The sequence below is a fragment of the Klebsiella sp. CD33 genome (assembly GCF_051992865.1).
GTDB classification, from domain to species: domain Bacteria; phylum Pseudomonadota; class Gammaproteobacteria; order Enterobacterales; family Enterobacteriaceae; genus Klebsiella; species Klebsiella pneumoniae.
In genome coordinates this window covers 1,865,217-1,883,711 of record NZ_CP197023.1, presented here as the reverse complement: position 1 = coordinate 1,883,711, position 18,495 = coordinate 1,865,217, and the positions used below count along the sequence as shown (strand labels likewise).

General features: G+C 55.6%; 19 protein-coding genes and 1 pseudogene. 8 read left to right on the top strand and 12 right to left on the bottom strand.

The window, feature by feature from the left end; all coding sequences use genetic code 11:
• Position 1: 1 nt before the first annotated feature.
• Complete coding sequence (locus tag ACR809_RS09340) at positions 2-1,585, bottom strand: MFS transporter (protein ID WP_002911499.1); 1,584 nt, start codon at positions 1,583-1,585, stop codon at positions 2-4.
• Between the two features lie 352 nt (positions 1,586-1,937).
• Here ACR809_RS09340 and uspC point away from each other — a divergent pair, with 352 nt between their 5' ends.
• Positions 1,938-2,366 (top strand): universal stress protein UspC, encoded by a 429-nt coding sequence (gene uspC / locus ACR809_RS09335; protein WP_004175415.1) that lies wholly within the window; start codon positions 1,938-1,940, stop codon positions 2,364-2,366.
• A 23-nt stretch (positions 2,367-2,389) separates the two neighbouring features.
• Here uspC and otsA read toward each other — a convergent pair whose 3' ends face one another.
• From otsA to ACR809_RS09310, 5 genes are all read right to left on the bottom strand, one after another.
• Positions 2,390-3,814, bottom strand: coding sequence for an alpha,alpha-trehalose-phosphate synthase (gene otsA / locus ACR809_RS09330; protein WP_004175414.1), 1,425 nt, complete (start codon positions 3,812-3,814; stop codon positions 2,390-2,392).
• Positions 3,789-4,577, bottom strand: a complete 789-nt coding sequence (gene otsB / locus ACR809_RS09325) for a trehalose-phosphatase (RefSeq protein WP_002911505.1) — start codon at positions 4,575-4,577, stop codon at positions 3,789-3,791. Before otsB ends, otsA begins: the two co-directional genes overlap by 26 nt.
• A 161-nt stretch (positions 4,578-4,738) precedes the next feature.
• A complete protein-coding gene (araH, locus tag ACR809_RS09320; RefSeq protein WP_002911507.1) occupies positions 4,739-5,719 on the bottom strand; it encodes an L-arabinose ABC transporter permease AraH in 981 nt (326 codons plus the stop codon).
• A gap of 14 nt (positions 5,720-5,733) precedes the next feature.
• A complete protein-coding gene (gene araG / locus ACR809_RS09315; protein ID WP_009307527.1) occupies positions 5,734-7,248 on the bottom strand; it encodes an L-arabinose ABC transporter ATP-binding protein AraG in 1,515 nt (504 codons plus the stop codon).
• 62 nt (positions 7,249-7,310) lie between these two features.
• Positions 7,311-8,291, bottom strand: coding sequence for an arabinose ABC transporter substrate-binding protein (locus ACR809_RS09310; RefSeq protein ID WP_002911518.1), 981 nt, complete (start codon positions 8,289-8,291; stop codon positions 7,311-7,313).
• Positions 8,292-8,652: 361 nt separating this feature from the next.
• On the opposite strand from ACR809_RS09310, the pseudogene ACR809_RS09305 reads away from it, so the two are divergent.
• Together ACR809_RS09305 and ACR809_RS09300 are read left to right on the top strand one after the other, a co-directional pair.
• A pseudogene (locus ACR809_RS09305) lies at positions 8,653-8,748 on the top strand (hypothetical protein); the annotation flags it as partial.
• Positions 8,749-9,182: 434 nt separating this feature from the next.
• Positions 9,183-9,692, top strand: a complete 510-nt coding sequence (locus ACR809_RS09300) for a non-heme ferritin-like protein (RefSeq protein ID WP_004175413.1) — start codon at positions 9,183-9,185, stop codon at positions 9,690-9,692.
• 70 nt (positions 9,693-9,762) lie between these two features.
• Here the strand turns inward: ACR809_RS09300 and ACR809_RS09295 are convergent, their stop codons facing one another.
• Positions 9,763-9,921, bottom strand: a complete 159-nt coding sequence (locus tag ACR809_RS09295; RefSeq protein ID WP_004148869.1) for a succinate dehydrogenase — start codon at positions 9,919-9,921, stop codon at positions 9,763-9,765.
• Positions 9,922-9,986: 65 nt separating this feature from the next.
• On the opposite strand from ACR809_RS09295, the gene ACR809_RS09290 reads away from it, so the two are divergent.
• Entirely contained in the window at positions 9,987-11,498 is a 1,512-nt protein-coding gene (locus ACR809_RS09290) for an MFS transporter (RefSeq protein WP_002911522.1), read from the top strand.
• A gap of 37 nt (positions 11,499-11,535) precedes the next feature.
• On the opposite strand, the gene ACR809_RS09285 is transcribed toward ACR809_RS09290, so the two are convergent.
• Positions 11,536-11,787, bottom strand: a complete 252-nt coding sequence (locus ACR809_RS09285) for a DUF2766 family protein (protein WP_002911524.1) — start codon at positions 11,785-11,787, stop codon at positions 11,536-11,538.
• A gap of 150 nt (positions 11,788-11,937) precedes the next feature.
• On the opposite strand from ACR809_RS09285, the gene ACR809_RS09280 reads away from it, so the two are divergent.
• Positions 11,938-13,359 (top strand): MFS transporter, encoded by a 1,422-nt coding sequence (locus tag ACR809_RS09280; RefSeq protein ID WP_004148871.1) that lies wholly within the window; start codon positions 11,938-11,940, stop codon positions 13,357-13,359.
• 49 nt (positions 13,360-13,408) lie between these two features.
• Here ACR809_RS09280 and ACR809_RS09275 read toward each other — a convergent pair whose 3' ends face one another.
• The gene (locus tag ACR809_RS09275; RefSeq protein WP_002911528.1) at positions 13,409-14,047 is read right to left on the bottom strand and encodes an RpiB/LacA/LacB family sugar-phosphate isomerase; all 639 of its coding nucleotides are present in this window, start codon (positions 14,045-14,047) and stop codon (positions 13,409-13,411) included.
• A 171-nt stretch (positions 14,048-14,218) separates the two neighbouring features.
• Between ACR809_RS09275 and ACR809_RS09270 the strand changes: the two genes are divergently transcribed.
• Entirely contained in the window at positions 14,219-14,398 is a 180-nt protein-coding gene (locus tag ACR809_RS09270; protein ID WP_020801895.1) for a hypothetical protein, read from the top strand.
• A gap of 57 nt (positions 14,399-14,455) precedes the next feature.
• On the top strand, positions 14,456-14,953 hold the full coding sequence (gene ftnA, locus ACR809_RS09265) for a non-heme ferritin (protein ID WP_110247766.1): 498 nt from the start codon (positions 14,456-14,458) through the stop codon (positions 14,951-14,953).
• Between the two features lie 35 nt (positions 14,954-14,988).
• On the opposite strand, the gene ACR809_RS09260 is transcribed toward ftnA, so the two are convergent.
• On the bottom strand, positions 14,989-15,228 hold the full coding sequence (locus ACR809_RS09260) for a YecH family metal-binding protein (protein WP_004175410.1): 240 nt from the start codon (positions 15,226-15,228) through the stop codon (positions 14,989-14,991).
• 191 nt (positions 15,229-15,419) lie between these two features.
• On the opposite strand from ACR809_RS09260, the gene tyrP reads away from it, so the two are divergent.
• Positions 15,420-16,631 (top strand): tyrosine transporter TyrP, encoded by a 1,212-nt coding sequence (tyrP, locus tag ACR809_RS09255; RefSeq protein ID WP_080851237.1) that lies wholly within the window; start codon positions 15,420-15,422, stop codon positions 16,629-16,631.
• A gap of 24 nt (positions 16,632-16,655) precedes the next feature.
• Here tyrP and ACR809_RS09250 read toward each other — a convergent pair whose 3' ends face one another.
• Together ACR809_RS09250 and ACR809_RS09245 are read right to left on the bottom strand one after the other, a co-directional pair.
• Positions 16,656-17,324: a YecA/YgfB family protein gene (locus ACR809_RS09250; RefSeq protein ID WP_019705172.1), complete on the bottom strand. Its 669-nt coding sequence runs from the start codon at positions 17,322-17,324 to the stop codon at positions 16,656-16,658.
• A gap of 98 nt (positions 17,325-17,422) precedes the next feature.
• A complete protein-coding gene (locus ACR809_RS09245; RefSeq protein ID WP_023280300.1) occupies positions 17,423-18,304 on the bottom strand; it encodes a dihydrodipicolinate synthase family protein in 882 nt (293 codons plus the stop codon).
• Positions 18,305-18,495: the final 191 nt, after the last annotated feature.

Sequence of the window (18,495 nt, the reverse complement as noted above, 5' to 3'; positions counted from 1 at the left end):
GTTAACCTCGGGTATATGTCGAATTCAAAGCGCCGCCCTTAATGAGCGCCGGGGCAGCAGGTTTATGACGATTCAGATAGCCAATATTGTTATTGCCCCACAGACAGTCGTAAGGCATCCCCGCCAGCAGCTCGACCACCGCACGGTGTTCCGCACTGGTCTGTTCCGACTGAGCGTAGCCGAGCTCGCGCATTCTGAGGGTCTCGCTGCGCAGGACGCTGTGGGTGTGCAGGTTGAGCTTGAAGCGCAGCGAGACGAGGAAGCCGCAGGCTAACACCACCAGAGTGCCGACGCTGAGGATCAGCAGAATGGTATGGCTGACCCCTTCAGGCTGTATTTTTTGCCCGGAAACAAACCCCGACAACTGCATAATGATCCCCACCAGCATCACCGCCCCCGCCTGCGAGGCTTTGCGGGTCAGGGTCATGATGCCGGCAAAAATCCCCTCCCGGCGCTGGCCGGTGATCGCTTCGTCGACGTCGGCAATATAGGTGTAGGTATTCCACGGTACGTAATTTATCCCGCCGCGTCCCAGTCCGGCGACAGCAGAGATGAGCAGCAATAAGGAATAGACGTCGCTCAGTCCGGCGTAATAGAGCAGCGCGTAGGAGAGTGAGCTCAGGCCAAACAGGACCACCACCATGCGGTACGACGGCGCGGGGCCAAAACGAATGCACAGCGGGATCATGGCGATTACTGCAATAAACTGGAAGATGGCCATCGTCCCCAGCAGGTTCGAGGCGACGGCGGCTTCCTGCATCAGAACAAAGACCACGTAATAGGTAAACACGGCATTGAAGACGTCCTGGGCGATATAGCCCCCCAGATACATGCCGAGGTGCTGGCGGAAAATTTTTATCCGCAGCGTAGAACTCAGCTCAATCACCAGGCGATTGAGGCTCTGAGCAAGGGTTAAGTTTTGTTTTTCCGCTTCCGCCCGCAGGGCCGCTTCCGACCACGCCTCCCGCGGTCGTTCCCAGGTGAAACACCAGACCAGAGTCAGCATCACCGCGCACAGCACCGAGAACACCAGACTGGCATAGAAGAACGAGCTGGCATTATCTTTGCCGAGCCAGGAGAGAAGGATCCCCGGCAGGAAGGAGGCTAAAATCGCCGACATCTGCGCCATCGAAATGCGCGCGCCGGAGAATTTGGTTTTCTGTTTAAAGTCATCGGTCATCTCCGGCACCAGCGTCTCATAGGGCACCAGAATCATGGTATAGACCATATCAAACAGCAGATAGGTCGCCAGGTAGTACCAGAAGCCCATCTCGCCGACCCACATCGCTGAATAGCTGAATACGCAGGGGATGCCGAGCAGAATAAAGAATTTTCTGCGGCCGAAGCGCTTACCAAGCCAGGTGGTGCCAAAGTTATCGGTGAGAAAGCCCATCAGCGGGCTTACCACCGCGTCCAGCACGCGGGCGGCAGCAAAAATAAGCGTGGCCTCAATCGGGGTCAGTCCGCAAAAGGTCGTGTAAAAGTAGAGCAGCCATGCGGCGGTTAGCGCCGTCGTGCCGGCGCCGAGAAAATCGCCCGCGCCGTAGGCCAGATAGTTAGCCAGTCCAATTTTTCGTGTTTTCATCGCCGTGATCCTGTGTCTTTTTTTAAAAGAACGCCGACAATCGTTCCGGATTTGCCACCGGAAGGGAGTGGGTACCTGGCTACACTAAAAGCTGTGAAAGGAGGTTACCTTTGTACTTTTGCCACGGAACAGTCGCCGGTGGCAAAATGACAAAGAGATGACGTCGCCACTTCACTCATTTATAAAACAGCATTTCTTTTTAATCAAAAGACAGGTTCATTGATGTGATCTGGCTGGAAGGTCGCCGACTAACGAACAGGCTCGCAAATCCCGGGATCGGCCCTTGCGCAGTCGGGGAAACAGGAGTAAAGAATGGAAGAAAGGGTTATTCCGCGTATCTCAAGGAGGCCAGATGCCTTATACCCATCTGCTGGTTGCCGTCGCGCCAACGCCGGAGAGTCAGGTATTAATTAAAAAAGCGGTGTCGATAGCCCGCCCCGTTAACGCGAAGGTGAGCTTAATCACTCTCGCTACGGATCCGGAGCTGTATAACCAGTTCGCCGCACCGATGATGGAAAATCTGCGCGAAGTGATGCAGGAAGAGACGCGGGAGTTTCTCAATGAGCTGGCTCGCCACGCGGACTACCCAATAGAAAGAATGACCATCGCCTGCGGCGAGCTAGGCCATCATATTAAGGACTTCTGCCGGTCACACCGTGTTGATCTGGTGATCTGCGGCAATCACAACCATTCCCTCTTCTCACGCGCCACCTGCTCGGCGAAAAATATCGTCGGCAGCTGCGGCGTTGATGTCCTGTTGGTTTCCCTTGAAAAGGGCTAACGCCGGTTAGCCCTTTTCCTGAACTAGGCCAGTTTAGGGAAGGTGGCTATCTTCCCCCGCAGACGGCTCTCCTCGCTGCGCGGTGAAATATGCTGCAGATCCTCGACAAAGCGCGCCTGCCAGTTATGAATATCATTTTCTCTGATCACGTCCAGCATCGCTGAATGACGGGCGATACGTTCCGCCAGCGGCATGCTGAGCGCGCGATCCAGCGCGGCGGCAACCTCGTCGCGATCGTAAGGATTGACGATCAGGGCGCTGGTCAGCTCCTGCGCCGCCCCGGCAAACTGCGACAGGACCAGTACGCCAGGGTTATCCGGATCCTGCGCCGCGACGTACTCCTTCGCCACCAGATTCATACCATCGCGTAGCGGCGTCACCAGCCCGACGTCAGAGTAGCGGAAGACCTTCATCAGCAGCTTACGATCAAAATGCTGATTCAGATAGTAGAGCGGTGTCCAGCCAAGCTGACCAAACTGTCCGTTGATGCGTCCGGCTGCGGTTTCCAGCTGGTGGCGGATATCCTGATAGGCCTGCACATCGCCGCGGGAGGTCGGCGCGATCTGGGTATAACGGATTTTGCCGTGGTGCTGAGGGTACTTCTCGAGCAGCGTCTCGTAGGCGAGGAATCGCTCCGGCAACCCTTTCGAATAGTCAAGACGCTCCACGGAGAAGATATTCTTCACATTTTTCAGCTCGTTCTTCAGTTGGGCCAGCTTCGGCGGCAGCGGACCTTTAGCGTTGCGCGTAATTTCGTCCGGATCGATCCCTATCGGATAAACCTCGGTACTGAACGCCTTACCCCATGCCTGATAGCGTTTATCGCCGAGGTCGGATAGGCGAGTCTGCATAGCAATGCTGTCGAGAAAAGCGGTTCTGTCGCTTTCGGTCTGGAAGCCCAGCAGATCGTAATCGCACAGTTGCTCCAGCAGCTCAGCGTGCGGCGGCAGAGCGTTAAAAATCTCCGGCGTCGGGAACGGAATATGTAAGAAAAACCCGATGCGATTGTTCACCCCGCGCTTGCGCAGCTCGCTGGCGAAGGGCAGAAGATGGTAATCATGGATCCACAGCGTATCGTCTGGCTCAATCAGCGGCAGAAGCTTGTCCGCCAGCATGGCGTTAACCCGCAGATATCCCTCCCAGGCTTCGCGCTGAAAGCTGACCAGATCAAGGCGATAGTGGAAAGCCGGCCACAGCACGGCGTTAGAGAACTGGTTGTAGTATTCATCATGGTCCCGTTCATTAAGGTTGAACGACGCCCAGGAAATATTCCCGCGGGAGACCTGCTTGAGCGGCTGCTGGTCATCGCCAATCTCGCCGCTCCAGCCAAACCACAGACCCCCCGCCGCTCTCAGTGCCCCCAGGATGCCGACGGCCAGACCGCCAGCGCTCGATTTTTTATCGTCCGGTAAGGCGATACGGTTAGAGACTACGACTAAACGACTCATGGTCATCCCTCCTTTCGGTTTGCGCGTCATACGCCAGATGTTGCAACCACGTCCTTACAGCGGCGGCATCCGCCAACCGCCAGTGCGCCTGAGTTTCCCCGGCGCCAACTTTTACCGACATTCCCTGCAGTTGATTAACGACGCTGAATCCCGCCTCGTCGGTCAAATCATCGCCGACAAAAACCGGTTCGCGGCCGGCGAATGGCGCCTCCTGCATGAACGCGGTAATCGCCTCCCCTTTGTTGACGCCGCGGGGTTTAATCTCCACCACGCACTTGCCAAGCTGTAACGCCAGCAGCGGATAGCGCTGAACAATCCGCTGCGCCAGCTCCAGCACGGCGCTCTGCTGCTGCGGGGCCTGGCGATAGTGGAGCGCGAAAGCCATCTCTTTACTCTCCAGCTCACATCCCGGGAGCGCTTCCAGCGCCGACGTCAGCTCAGCCGCGATCTCATCGCGCAGCGCTGTCGGCAGAGAGACGATGTAGGTTTTACCATTGATATCACGGCGCTCGGCCCCGTGAACGCCGGCCAGCGGTAGCCGCCAGGGATGGGTTAGCGCGTCAAGTTCAGCCATTGAGCGCCCTGAAATCAATGCCACCGCGCCCCCCTGCTGCTGGGCCAGCGCATTGAGCGCCTGCAGCGTGCTGTCGGGTATCACCACCTGATCGGGGTGCGGCTGGATATCGGCAAGAGTACCGTCGAGGTCAAAGAAAAAAGCGTAGTTTCCGGTTAGCGCAGGCGGTACAGATATCTGGTTATCCACCCTGTTTCCTCCTTATCATGGCCAGCCGAAGCTGGTTGTTAATTATATGTGAGCCATGTAAGTATAGACAGTGTGACCAACCTCGCCATTTTTGATAGTTACCGCCAGCGAAACGGGCGCTGGCGGCAATTACTCTGTAAACTAAAAAGTTCGGTTTAAATTCAGGCCGCACGTTTGGCTTTTTGTTTGTAGCGGTCGAAGATCACCGCCGCCAGCAGGATCACCCCGCGCACGACGTATTGTGAGAATGGCGAGATATTCAGCAGGTTCATCGCATTTTCCACGGTTCCGAGGATCAGGATCCCGGCCACCACGTAGGAGATCTTGCCGATCCCGCCCTTCAGCGACACCCCGCCCAGCACGCAGGCCGAAATAACAATCAGCTCATAGCCAATCGAGGTCATCGGCTGGCCGCTGGTCATGCGCGACGCCAGAATGATCCCCGCTGCGGCCGATACCAGACCGGAGAGCACAAAGATAATAATCTTGGTGCGCACCACCGGGACGCCGGCCAGGCGCGCCGCCTCTTCATTGCCGCCAATAGCCAGCGTATTACGGCCAAAGGTGGTTTTGTTTAGTAATAATCCGAAAACCACCAGGCAGGCGACGGTCAGCCAGATCGGCGCCGGCAAACCAAACCAGTTGGCATAGCCGAGGGTGAAGAAACGTTCATCTTCGATCCCCACCGCTTTGCCGTCGGAGATAATATAGGCCAGGCCGCGGACAATCTGCATGGTGGCCAGCGTGGTGATCAGCGCGTTGATCTTAAGGCGCGCAATGACAAAGCCGTTAACCAGGCCACTAAGCGCCCCCAGCAACAGGCCTGCGGCGATCCCCAGCCACAGGCTTTCGCTGAGATTAATCACCACCGCGGTGGTGACCCCGGCGCAGGCGATAACCGACGCCACCGACAGGTCAAAATCGCCGGAGGCCAGGCAAAACAGCATGCCGCAGGCCACCATCCCGGACATCGAGATCGCCAGCCCCAGCCCTTTCATATTGACGAATGAAGCAAAGTTGGGCACAAAAATCACACAGCCGATAAACAGCACCGCAAACACCACCAGCATGCCAAACTGATCCCAGATGCGGGCAAAGCTAAAGGTTGAGCGGGTAGCCCCGGACGTAGTCACTGATGACATCATTTACTCCTTACTCAGGCGACAGCCTGGCTCACTGTTGGCATCGCAAGGCTTAACGCCTGCTGTTCATTGGCTTCTTCATGCAGCAGTTCGCCGGCGATTTGTCCTTCGCGCATCACCACGATGCGGTCAGCGACGCCCAGCACTTCCGGCAGGTCGCTGGAGGCAAACACCACGGCGACACCGGAGGCGGCGAGGCCATAGATCACATTGTAAATTTCATGTTTGGCGCCGACGTCGATGCCGCGGGTTGGCTCATCAAGCAGGATCACCTTCATCTCTTCCGACAGCCAGCGGCCAAGGATCGCTTTCTGCTGGTTGCCGCCCGACAGGTTCATAATCAGCTGTTCCGGGCCCGGCGTTTTAATATTCAGCGACTGGATATGTTGATCGGCGTTGTCCGCCTCCCAGGCGTTGTTGATCAGGCAGCCAGCGTGAATATGCTTGCGCCGGGCGCTGATATTGATGTTATCGCGAACGGAATGCACCGGAATAATCCCCTCCGCTTTACGATCCTCCGGGCACAGCATCATCCCGGCCTGGATGGCCTGGGCCGGTTTGCGAATGGAGACGGGCTGGCCATCGATATACACCTGACCGCCGGTTATCTGCGTGCCGCCAAACAGGCCTTTCATTAGTTCGCTGCGCCCGGCACCCACCAGTCCGAACAAACCGACAATTTCACCGCTGCGCACCGAGAGACTAACCGGCGTGCGCACGCCCGGCGCTTTGACCTCCTCCAGGCGCAGCCGCTCCTTGCCATAGGGGCGAGGCTTCCAGCCATAAATATCGCCCAGATTGCGGCCTACCATTGCCTGGACCAGGGCGTCGTGGCTGACGCTCGGCATATCGTCAAAGGTGCAAACGTAGCGGCCATCTTTAAAGACGGTGATGGCATCGCTGAGGGCAAAAATCTCTTCCATCCGGTGTGAAACATAGATGATGACCCTTCCCTCCTCCCGCAACTCGCGGATGACGCGAAACAGGTTGTCGATCTCTCTGGCGGAGAGCGAGCTGGTCGGCTCATCGAACGCGATAATCTTGGCGTTACGCGCCAGCGCTTTGGCAATCTCCACCATCTGCCATTGACCAATGGAGAGATATTTCAGCGGCGTCTCCGGGTCGATATCCAGACCCAGATGCTCCAGCTGCAGGCGGGCCTCATAGTTGAGCAGCGAGCGATTGACGATGCCGCCTCTGTGCGGCAGCTGACCGAGATAGATATTTTCGGCGACGGTCATCTCCGGGATCAGATGCAGCTCCTGGTAGATAATTGCCACGCCGGCGTTCAGCGCCTCCATGGTATTGGCGAATGCCATCTGCTGGCCGCCGATCTGCAGATGGCCCGCGGTCGGGATATAGTTGCCGCTGAGAATTTTCAACAGCGTCGATTTGCCTGCGCCATTTTCGCCCATCAGCGCGTGGATCTGTCCCGGGTAGCAGTCAAAACTGATATCGGACAAGGCCTTTACGCCAGGGAACGTCATGGTGATGCCGCGAAATGAGAGATAAGGGGTAGACTGTTGCATAACGACTCCGCTCTTCTGCACTCAGCCCCCGCGCCGCGGCGGGGGCCAGTTTAATCAGGCTGTTACAGCCCTTTTTTCGCCAGCTCTTCTTTGAAGTTATCGCGGGTAATCAACACCACATCGGTCACCGCCGTGAACTTCGGCGGCTCGACGCCCTTGGTGACCCAGTTGTAGAGCATTTCGCTGGTTTTGTAGCCGTGGATATCCGGGCTTGGCAGCAGAGAACCATAGAAGCCGGTCGGCTGCGCCTTCGACAGTTCGTTAACGGCATCCACGCCGTTGATGCCGATGCCAATCACATCGGGAGCTTTAAAGCCCTGACCTTCGGTCGCGCGCACGCCGCCGAGGACGGTGTTGTCGTTCATCCCGACGATCAGCCAGTGTTTAACCTGCGGATGCTGGACCAGCATCGAGTTACCGGCGTCGAACGCTCCCGGGATATCGTTGGATTTTGTCGGCACGCGGTAGATTTGCGCGTCCGGGAAGCCGGCCGCCTTCAGGGCATCGATGGAGCCGGTGGTGCGACGGCGCGCGGTATCCAGCTCATCGGCGGTGATCGCCATTACGGCGGTGTCTTTGACATCCCAGCCGCGCTTTTGCATCTCTTTATAGAGTTCCTGCCCCTGACGGGCGCCAATTTCGCTCGCCGCCATCATCACCAGCGGTACGCTCTCCATCGGTTTGCCTTTCGCATTGACGAACTGGTCATCGACGGTAATCACCTTCATGTCATAGCCACGCGCTTTGGCGACAATCGCCGACCCGAGCTTGGGATCGGGGGTACAGATGACAAAGCCCTTCGCGCCGCTGGCCGCCAGGCTGTCAATGGCATTCAGGGTTTTCTCCCCATCCGGAACCGCAATTTTAATAACGTCAAAGCCTAAATCTTTTCCTGCTTTATCAGCAAATTTCCACTCAGTCTGAAACCATGGCTCTTCCGGCTGTTTCACCAGAAAACCCAGTTTAAGATTTTCCGCCATAGCTGATTGTGACATAACCGCAGCGAGACCAATGGCCGCCAGCGCTTTAGTAAATTTGTGCATGGTAAACTCCAGCTTTAATTCGCTTTCATGTAGGGAAAAATCGGAATTAACAATTTAATCGGCATCAAAACAAGGCATTAGAAAAATCGCATTCCCCACTGCCGTTGTTAGAGTAGTAATACCCGGAAATTATTTCTCCATACGAGAGCATTATCACATCGCGGAATTACAGTAATTGCGTACATACATTTAGCAAAAAATGACATAAAAAATGACACAATTGTCATACAATTTTACCGGGGCATAGCAGGATCATCTATACCATCAGCAGGCTTATCCTTGTGTTGTCAGAGGATGTTTAACGGTGGGTTACAGCACTGTTATCATCAGCGATTGACGGCGTTGCTGCGGGCGATCGCCTGTGCGCCACTCAAATGGCAACCCACCTCGCACCGCTGAGCCACATGGCCCGCTTAATATCGCGAAAAAACGGATCTTTGGGGTAATTTATTCCGAATAGAAAAAATATATTCCTCTTGATAAAAGCGCCTGCAACAAAAAATAAAAATAATGATCATCAACCTGAAACATTACTAATGAAATAACTTATTCCGTTCTCTTCTACGACGAATCTCGTAGTCAAATACTTATATCTTATAACCAATCTGAAACCAGCGAGCCCCTGCCAACGGCGCACAATCTCAGCCCTGGTAGTTTGCACAAATAATGGTGTAACAAAACGTAAATTACCGCGCTTGAGAGTTTTCTTAATTTCGTTGAGCGAGTATTCTTAAATCGTCGGCAAATGGAAAAAATACCCGACTCATACGGAATGTGTAGAGTTTTATTATTCTGCAACAGTGCCGCGTGTCACTATTTTATCTTGTAGTTATCCGCAGGATCCGCTGACGCGCACCAGTAACCCCTTCCCGGTTAATAAGGATATTTTTTATGGCAGTTCCAGGAATGGCACAAAAGCTAAACACCCAAATGAATCTTGAGTTTCACGCCTCTAACGTTTACCTGAACTTAAGTGAGTGGTGCGCCCGGCATCGCTTCGACGGCGCCGCGACGTTTCTGCGCACCCGCGCGCAAAGCAGCATCACCCTCACCATGCGCGTATTTGACTACCTGAAAAAAGCCGGCAGCTGGCCGATCGTCAATCCCGACCACGCCTGTAACCCTGAGTGCACCTCGCTGGAAGATCTGTTTACCCAAACCCTGAGCGATTACCAACAGCGCAGTCGTCTGCTGAGCGGTCTCGCTCAGGAAGCCAAAGCGCAAAGCGATGACAGTACCTGGCGGTTTCTCACGCTGTTGGCGGAAGAGCAGCAGCAGGATGGCCTGCTATTGCAAAGCGTGCTTGAGGAAATTCGTAATGCCGATAAAGCCGGTCTCGGGATGGAGCAGACCGATCGGCGTCTGATGGCTATCGTTGGAGAAGCGCAGAAAGCGCATTAATCAAGCCTTTATCGCTCTGCCAGGGGGAGCGCGTCTGCGCTGCCCCGCCCGGTTTATTAATCCATTACGTCTATTTTTTCTCACCTATTATTCCTTTCAAGAATAAAAAAGTTTTAACTCGATCCCATTCCCTCATCACCGTTACCCCATAAGGGGGATTAGTGAGCGCGGTCACTTTTTGACGAACCATAAAGAAATATAAAAACAGTGTTTCAAAAATATAAAACACGAGGTTTATTTTTTATGGCTAGATACACGGCTTCAGCCTCTGAAGGGCTGCAGGGAAGACCGATCTTGTTACGCCATCAGTTAGCCTACGGCGGCGGAAATCTGTTAGGGAGCGGCGCACTGGCGATAAGCGGCGCATGGCTACTCTATTTTTATACGACCTTTTGCGGCCTGACGCTGATCGAGGCCTCATTTATCTTCTCCGTCGCCAGCATCATTGACGCTATCAGCAACCCGCTGATGGGCTATCTGACGGATAATTTTGGCAAAACGCGCCTGGGCAAGCGCTTCGGCCGCCGGCGTTTCTTTCTGCTAATCGGTATTCCGCTGATGATGTTCTACCCGCTGCTGTGGGTGGAAGGCCTGAGTTTCTGGTACTACCTTAGCACCTATGTGGTGTTTGAGATCATCTACACCTCTATCATGGTGCCTTATGAAACGCTGGCGACAGAGATGACCGATGATTTCTCACTGCGTTCAAAACTGACCGGCTATAAAGCTATCTTTGGTAAGCTGGCCAACTTCCTCGCGGCGTTTATTCCCGGCCAGTTCATTCTGCTGTATGGCAAAGATTCTGCCACCCCTTTCTTCCTCACCGGTCTGACCTATGGCGCGATCCTGATCGTCGCTATTTCCTGCCTGTGGTTGTGCAGCTGGGAGCGTGAGCGCGGGGAAGAGGTGGAAACCAGCGCGAAAAAAGGACTGCTGAGCACCCTGCTGTCGCTGGCGAAAGATATGCGTTCGACTTTTTATCTACGCGTATTCCGCAAACATCTTGGTATGTACCTGTGCGGCTTTGGCGCGGAATGGCTGTTTGCCTCCATCTTCACCTATTTCGTGATCTTCGTTCTACAACACGATCCAGCGATGGTGGCCGGGCTGAACAGCCTGAACTCGATTCTGCAGCTGATCTCTACGGCGCTGTTTATCGGCCTGTGCGTGAAAAAGGGCTTCAGCAAACCCTATATCCTGGCGCTGGGGATCGTCATTTTCGCGGTTCTGCTGTATACCTCGCTGTGGTTTTTCCATCTACCGTCCGGCCTGGCGACAGTGCTGATGTTCGGCATTACCGTGCTGTTCGGCCTGGGTACCGGCGGGGTTTACTATATACCCTGGACCGTTTACACCTTCCTGGCCGATGTCGATGAGATCTACACCGGACGCCGGCGGGAAGGGATCTATGCCGGCGCCATGACCTTCTCAGGAAAAATTCTGCGCTCGATTGTGGTGTTCTCGATGGGGGCGATCCTGAGCTTCTACGGTTTCCAGTCAAAAGCGCACAGCCAACCGGAAAGCGCGGTGACCGCTATCGCAGTGGTATTCTGCGTCGGGGTGATCGCATTAGCCCTGGCCGCCATCGTCTTCAGCAAGCAGATGAAGCTAGACCGGAAGGCCCATCTGGTGGTGCTGCAGGAAGTCGCGCGGATAAAAGCGGGCGGCAAAATTAGCGATATTGCGCCGGACGTGCGGGTTATCGTGGAGGATCTGGTCGGCCATCGCTACGAAGAGTGCTGGGGCAACAGCAAATTGTTCAAAGATGCTGCCCCTGCGCCTGCGCAGACCGTCGTTTCCCATTAAAGAAGAAGGCCCCGCCGGTATCCGGCGAGGCCTGGTATTAATGCGTTTCTTCCTGTGGAGTAAACTTCAGCTCAATCAACGCGATCGCTTTTTGCACCGCGCGAAGGGTCACCGGATCGGCAGAGGCCGGATGGCTGGCGAAGTCGATAGCTTTCAGCTGAGTGGTCATTTTTTCACGCACTTCCACCGGCGCAATGACGTCAATGACATCGAGGATCTGTTTGATAACCAGCTGGCAGGCAACCACATCGGAAACCAGCTCGTCGTGTTCGGTAAGATGTTGAGACATTAATTACTCCTTTTTTCAGGAGCGTAATAGTACCCTAAATCGTTAACGATAATAAAACCTGCCGTCGCAGGTTTTTTTATCTACCCTACTGGCTGGCGGGTCGTCTCCTGCCGCTTTGCACAGGATCACACTCTTGATGGCAGTGACAACATGAATACCGCGATCTCTTCCCGCGATGAACGTGCTTTTTCAGCGCCGGCGCTGCTGGTGGCAGGTGCCTTTTTTATGGAGTTTCTCGACGGGACGGTGATCGCCACCGCCCTGCCCGATATGGCGAGGGATTTTGGCGTCACCGCGGTCGAACTGAATATCGGCATCAGCGCCTATCTGATTACCCTTGCGGTCCTGATCCCGGCCAGCGGCTGGATCGCCGATCGCTTCGGCGCCCGGGCTATTTTTACTCTCGCCCTGGCGATCTTTACCCTTGCCTCGGTCTTCTGCGGCCTCTCCACCGAGGTGCATATCTTTGTCGCCATGCGTATCCTTCAGGGAGTCGGCGGCGCGCTGATGGTCCCCGTTGGTCGCCTTGCGGTGCTACGCACCACGCCGAAACACCAGCTGATCAAGGCCATCGCCACCCTGACCTGGCCGGCGCTGGTGGCCCCCATTATCGGCCCGCCTTTGGGCGGCTTTATAACCCGCTACGCCAGCTGGCACTGGATCTTCTTTATCAATGTCCCGCTGGGCCTTGCCGCCATCATCCTTTCGCTGCGCATTATCCCTGATATTCGCGAAACGGAACGGCGCTCCTTCGATCTCAGCGGATTTATCACTACCTCGGTCGCGATGGTCAGTCTGGTAACCGCGATGGAGCGGCTCGGCGATCGCCAGCCGCAGATCTGGCCGACGCTGGCTCTCGCCGCGCTTGGCTTCGGCTGTCTGTTATATTCCATTCGTCATTTCCGCCGGGCGGCGGCGCCTATGGTTCGTCTCGACGCCCTGCAGGTGCCGACGTTCCGGGTGACAATGTACGGCGGCTCGTTGTTCCGGGCCTCCATCAGCGCGGTGCCTTTTCTGCTCCCCCTGCTGTTCCAGGTGGGATTCGGTATGGATCCTTTTCATTCCGGCCTGCTGGTGCTGGCGGTGTTTGTCGGTAATTTAACCATTAAACCCGCCACCACACCGCTCATTCGCTGGCTGGGCTTTCGTCGGCTACTGCTGATCAATGGCGCGTTGAACGTCTGTTCGCTGCTGGCTTGCGCGCTGCTTACGCCGCAGACGCCGGTCTGGGCCATCATGCTGATCCTTTATCTCGGCGGTGTGTTTCGCTCAATCCAGTTTACCGGTGTAAGCACGCTGGCCTTCGCCGATGTCCCCGCCGCGCAGATGAGTGATGCTAATACGCTGTTCAGTACCGCGTCGCAGCTGGCGGTAGGGCTGGGGATCACGCTCGGGGCGATTGGCATTCGCCTGGGCGAGCAGGTCGGCGACTGGCTGCATCTTACTGAACTACCGGGGATCAGCTTCCGCCTGTCGTTTGTGTTTATCGCCTTGATATGTCTGGTAGGGATGATCGACAGCCTGCATCTGGCCAAAACGGCCGGCAGCAGCGTGTCGGAGAAGAAGAAATAGAAGAAAAAATAAACGACGGAAGGGCCAGCGGCGCTGGCCCTGATGACGGTTAAGCGACGATCTGGCGAACAAAGTCTTCGATTGCTTTATCCTGGCAGTTTTCGAAGAAGCACTGCTGGAAGCGTGGGCCGGAGACTGCGGTTTTCACCAGCTGCGGATCGATGGCGCGCAGGGTATCGAGGTAGTTCTCTTTTACTACTGCTGCTTTGACCTGGTTGAGGATCCCGGCATTGCGCACCTGCGGTTCTTTGCGCTCCGGCGGATAGCCTTCGCCGTTGCGGCCGGTAAAGGCTTTTTCAAAGATAAACCGCACATTCAGTTCGGCGCCCCAGCCGAAGCCTTTGGCAAACGGCAGCGACAGCGCATTACCGTTGTTGATCTGGGCAAACAGGAACGCATCCGCCGGATCGATACAGTAGCCGCAGACCACGCCCGGATGGATGTTCAGCGACATCAGCGCCCCCTGACCGGTACCGCAGCCGGTGACCACGAAGTCAACTGCTTTCGAATTCAGCAGAATACTGGCCATGATCCCAAGATGGATGTAGGTCAGATGATGATCGTTCTCATCGCTCATGCCGACGTTATAGACCGGGAATCCTTTTTCGTCGGCAACCGCGTTAAGCTCCTTGAGGATGATGGCGTTTTTGTTCGCCTGGCTGTTCTCCATCATCAGTGCAATCTTCATGGTTTACTCTCCTGAATGCTGTGCGGGCCTGCCCGCAGAATGTCATTGGCGTTGACTGCACTCTACTACCTTGAAAACAAACTTTCAAATTTTATGAAAAGTTGTTTTAAAATTTACGCAGTGCTTCACACTTTCGCAGGCTCCCCCTGTCTGTTGACCTCAGCCCTCTGCATGCTGGCGCATCCGCTTCGTCCTCCCTTACCACCCGCCGGCGACAAAGTCCTGACCGCCCAGGCAATAATGAATAATAAATTAAAAGCATTCTCATTTATTATTAAACTGCCAATGCGTGTTATTCCCATTAGCATTTTAAATAAAACATTTTTAAATTTACTTTTTGCAAATAATTAAATAACAAATTATAGTGGCAGCCAATAACATCTATTATTTAATTCCAGGAGTGCAACGATGCTGAAAACGGACATGATTGACAAACTCAATGAACAGATGAATCTTGAACTCTATTCTTCTCTTCTTTATCAGCAGATGAGCGCCTGGTGCAGTTACCACAGTTTTGAAGGCGCCGCGGCCTTCCTGCGTCGCCATGCTCAGGAAGAGATGACCCATATGCAGCGCCTGTTCGACTATCTAACCGACACCGGCAGCCTGCCGCGGATCAACGCTATCGCCTCCCCGTTTGCCGAATATACCTCACTCGACGAGCTGTTCCGCCAGACCTACGAGCATGAGCAGCTGATCACGCAAAAAATAAATGAACTGGCGCACGCGGCCATGACCAGCCAGGATTACCCGACCTTTAATTTCCTGCAGTGGTATGTTGCTGAACAGCATGAAGAAGAGAAATTATTTAAATCGGTGATCGATAAACTGACCCTCGCTGGAAAAAGCGGCGAAGGTCTGTACTTTATCGATAAAGAGCTGGCTACCCTCGACGCGCAGAATTAATCCCCCGCGCCGCGACAGTCCGTGTCGCGGCCCTCTTAATGTCGGCAGATCTTATTTTCTGCGGTAGTAAAACCTTCCTCTCTGGCAATAAATTTGCCTTTTTTCTCTAAAAACGCCACCAGCTGTGCGGCGCTTAGATTCTCTGCTGAACAGGTGTGAAACCGCGCCTCTTCGCCAAAGCGGCGGCGAATGGCGGCCTCCAGCGAGGCGACCGTCCAGGATTCACCCGAGGCGAGCATCATCTGTAAAACTTCATGACCATGAATAGAAGACATAACCCCTCCTGCAAAAACCGCCAGCTTAGGCCAGACCATCAACCCGCGCCTTGCGCCAGCGCAGGCTTTCGCCCTCTTATTATGTAAACATTTCATTACACAACTTGTAATCCCGATTTGACGAAAGCCGTAATATCCCCTACTCTGCGCGGCATAATTTATTGTTATTTGCTGTAGGGATAGCGAAAAGCGTGAAAAACCGCACTCTGGGCAGTATTTTAATCGTAGCTGGCACCACCATCGGTGCAGGAATGTTGGCAATGCCATTGGCCGCCGCAGGCGTCGGCTTTACCGTCACGTTGGGTTTACTTTTCACCCTGTGGGCATTGATGTGCTATACCGCCCTTTTGCTGCTGGAAGCCTACCAGCATGTCCCTGCCGATATGGGGCTCGGTTCTCTGGCGGCGCGCTATCTGGGCCGTTATGGGCAGTGGGTTACCGGATTCTGCATGCTGTTTCTGCTGTACGCCCTCACGGCAGCCTATATCAGTGGCGCCGGTGAATTACTCGCTTCCAGCCTCAACCAGTGGCTGGACTGGCAGCTACCGCCGGCCGCAGGCGTACTGATCTTCACCCTCCTCGGCGGGGCGGTAGTGTGCATTGGCACCGCGCTGGTGGATCTGTTCAATCGCTTCCTGTTTAGCGCCAAAATCGTCTTCCTGGTGATTATGCTGGCCCTGCTGATGCCGCACATTCATCAGGTGAACCTGCTGACGCTGCCGGTTGAGCAAGGCCTGGCCCTGTCGGCCATTCCGGTGATTTTCACCTCCTTTGGTTTTCACGGCAGCGTCCCGAGCATCGTCAGCTATCTGGGGGGGGATATTCGCAAATTGCGCCGGGTATTTATCATCGGCAGCTTTATTCCGCTGGTGGCCTATATTTTCTGGCAGCTGGCGACGCTGGGCAGTATCGACGCCCCGGCCTTTACCGCCCTGCTGGCAAATAACGCTGGTCTGAACGGCCTGCTGGAGGCGATCCGCGAAGTGGTGGCGTCACCGCATGTGGAGCTGGCCGTTCACCTGTTTGCCGACCTTGCGCTGGCGACGTCATTCCTCGGCGTCTCGCTCGGCCTGTTTGATTATCTGGCGGATATGTTTCAGCGTAAAAACAGCGTCGGCGGGCGTCTGCAGAGCGGGATAATCACCTTCCTGCCGCCGCTGGCGTTCGCCCTGTTCTATCCCCGCGGTTTCGTCATGGCCCTCGGCTACGCCGGGGTGGCATTAGCCGTGCTGGCGCTGATAATGCCGGCCCTGCTGGTCATGAAGAGTCGCCGAGAGCATCCGCAGGCTACCTGGCGGGTCGCCGGCGGCGCACCGACGCTATGGCTGGTTCTGCTGTGCGGGATCGGCATCGTGGCTATTCAGTTCAGCATCGCTGCCGGGTTGTTGCCCGCGGTGGGATAAAAAAGGGGCCTGCTGGCCCCTTGTTCATTTCGCTAAGCAACACTGCTTATACTTTTTACCGCTGCCGCATGGGCAGGGATCGTTGCGTCCGACTTTCGCTTCATTTCTTATTGGCTGCGGGGCCTCCACCGGCTGCGGATTCGCTATCCAGTACTGGTAAAGCGCCAGCGCCGCCGGCGTGATACGCTCGATGCTGGCGATAAATTCATCCGCCGTCAGATTATCCAGCGCGCTAAACTGTTCTTCGCTGCCGTGGAGCGCGATAGCGTCCAGCTCCGGCTGGAGTTCAGCGGGCAACGTCGACCAGTCGCTCAGCGCCACGCCGCGCAGATAGCCAAAGCACCACTCCTCAACTATGGTCAGCTCATGACCTTCCGCTTCGCGGGTGCCGAACAGCGGTTCGAACTGATCGGGATAAGACTCCAGCCGTTCGGCGATATCGCTCATATGCTGCAGCGTCAGATTGACAAAGCGATCGCGCTCGCGATCGTTGGCCCAGCGCGGGACATTATCCGCCCCGCCCCAAATCGCCAGCAGCCACTGAGCGGGTTCGATGTCGGTCGGCGCAGAGAGGATCGCCGTCAGCAGGCCATCCAGTTCAGAGACATCCAGAATGGCGCCTTCGGCGGCGTATTTCGCCAGAGTGTCATCCAGCCATTCCAGTTCGTTTTCGTTCAAAGGTCCGGTATTCATTCACAGGCTCGCATGGTAAAAATCGGGCCTACAGTAGCCGAATTGCCGACAGAAAGCCACCCGGCGATACCTATTGCGCCGGTGTCAACGATACGCGATCAGGCCAGGCCGCGCAGCGCCGACGCCACCTCACGACAGGCCTCCTCCCCTAACGAAAGCAAAGGACGGGGAAGCGAGTCTGGATCGCAGAGTCCGAGCATCGCTGCGGCGCTGGCTATCACTCGCAGGCTACCACCATAGCGATCAAAGCATCGCCATAGGGGGGCCAGATGCTCATTCAGTGCCGCAGTCTGCGCCACATCACCGCTACGTATCGCTCTTACCAGCGCCAGTGAGCAGCGGGGAAAGAGTCCGCCGCAGACCGAATACCAGGCTTCGCAGCCGGCCTGCAACCCGGCAGTGGCCCATGCATCGCCGCTGACGCCAAGCGTAACGCGAGAGGGAAGATGCTGACGCAGGGCCGCTACACGTTCGCTCGCCTGTGGCGCGGGCAGGCCGGGAATTTTAATCGAGGCAATGGCCGGTAAGGCGGCGATGCGCCCCTGCAGCTCATCCGCCAGCATTACGTGGGTAGTGCGGGGATTGTCATACAGGCAAACCGGCACCGAGACATGCCGGCAAACTTCTTCGTAAAAGGCAAAGATCTCCTCCGCGGAAAGCGGCTGATAGGACATCATCGGCAGTAATAACGCATCCGCCCCTGCCTCCTGAGCATCCTCCACCAGGCGTAGCACCTCGTTAGTCGCAATGGCGCCGACGCCGACCATCATCGGGATCGACCCCGCATGCGCCTTCGCCACCTGCACCACTCGTCTGCGCTGCTCACGGCTGAGATAAGCGTAGCTACCGGTTGAACCTAAGATGCCCAGAGAGTCGACTCCGGCATCGGTAAGACGGGCGAGAATACGAATAAACGCTTTTTCATCAAAATCTTGCTGATGCAAAGGTGTCAAAGGAAATGCGCAAAGTCCACTGAACATGCTGCCTCCGGCAGGCTGGGCTGAGAGTCCGTTTGATAGTAGCAAGGCGCGATCGTTTTGTCCTGGGACAAATGAGAAATTGACTGTAAGGCAAGAGTTAACCGAAAAACGCCGTGGCGTCAGGCTGGCGGGAAAAGTATCAGAAGGCGAAAGTACAGAAACAAAAAAACCACCCGTAGGTGGTTTCACGA